This window comes from Oceanisphaera marina (genome assembly GCF_014643915.1).
Taxonomy (GTDB): Bacteria; Pseudomonadota; Gammaproteobacteria; order Enterobacterales; family Aeromonadaceae; genus Oceanimonas; species Oceanimonas marina.
Map to the genome: position 1 here is coordinate 1 of NZ_BMKE01000062.1, position 1,066 is coordinate 1,066.

Below are 1,066 nucleotides of genomic sequence, written 5' to 3' on the forward strand. Positions count from 1 at the left end.
ACTCGTTGCAGCCCCTTGGGCAAGGCGTGTTGCAGTATCAGCCCCAGGAACCTGACGATGGGTAAGGTGCGGTGTTGCCAGTGATTGGTTTTCCCCTCGCGGTAGGACTGTTGATTCAACTAAATGCTTGTTAATCGAGATTTATGCATGGGTGGCTTGTTAATTTTAATGGGAGCTTCTTATGAGGCATACCGAAAAACACAGAACAGAACGGATTGGCTGGCTGCGGGCCGCGGTTCTTGGGGCAAATGACGGCATTGTATCTACCGCCAGTCTGGTCCTGGGAGTCGCGGCCGCCGGAGCGGACTCCAAGGCCGTGTTGGTGGCGGGCGTAGCTGGGCTTGTTGCAGGCGCCATGTCGATGGCAGCAGGTGAGTATGTGTCAGTCAGTTCCCAATCGGATACGGAACGGGCTGATCTTGCCAGAGAGCGTCGTGAGCTGGCTGTTGCTCCTGAACAAGAGCACGCGGAGCTGGCCGAGATATACGTTAAGCGGGGACTGGATCGTGAACTTGCAAGCACAGTAGCAACTCAACTCATGGAGCACGATGCACTTGGGGCGCATGCGCGGGATGAACTGGGCATTTCAGAAGTATCGACGGCTCGCCCGATTCAGGCAGCGTTTGCGTCTGCAGGTACATTCTCGATTGGTGCGGCTCTTCCTTTACTCGTCGTTCTATTGTTGCCCGCTTCCGCGTTGATGTGGGCTGTGCCGGGTAGTTCTCTCTTGTTCCTCGCATTACTAGGCTCATTAGCAGCGAAAACAGGCGGTGCCCCCGTTCTTATGGCTGCCTCTCGAGTCACTTTTTGGGGGGGGCTGGCCATGGCCTTGACCGCAGGGGTCGGCGCACTGTTCGGGGTGGCTATTTGATTCGCCGATTGTGTATCGGGCGATGATTTCAGTATTCATTTCTGCTGAGCTGCAATAGCAATCCGAACTTACCCATAGCCGCGAAATGCTATAACAAATAAGGATAAGTGTCGCGCAGCCGACACTTCATCCGGGTGTTGAACAAGCCCGAAGCTGCCTTTATTAAGTAAATTGCTCGGTTGAGCATGAGGTGGG

The 1,066-nt window shown here is 54.8% G+C and carries 1 protein-coding gene and 1 pseudogene; one reads left to right on the forward strand and one right to left on the reverse strand.

Going from position 1 to position 1,066, the window contains the following annotated elements; translation table 11 throughout:
- Positions 1-104, reverse strand: a pseudogene (locus tag IEW52_RS15975) (IS91 family transposase); the annotation flags it as partial.
- Between the two features lie 77 nt (positions 105-181).
- On the opposite strand from IEW52_RS15975, the gene IEW52_RS15560 reads away from it, so the two are divergent.
- Positions 182-871: a VIT1/CCC1 transporter family protein gene (locus IEW52_RS15560; protein ID WP_188630993.1), complete on the forward strand. Its 690-nt coding sequence runs from the start codon at positions 182-184 to the stop codon at positions 869-871.
- Positions 872-1,066: the final 195 nt, after the last annotated feature.

Coding starts and splice junctions, on each gene's coding strand:
- IEW52_RS15560 (WP_188630993.1), top strand. CDS start 182: ATGAGGCATACCGAAAAACACAGAACAGAACGGATTGGCTGGCTGCGG.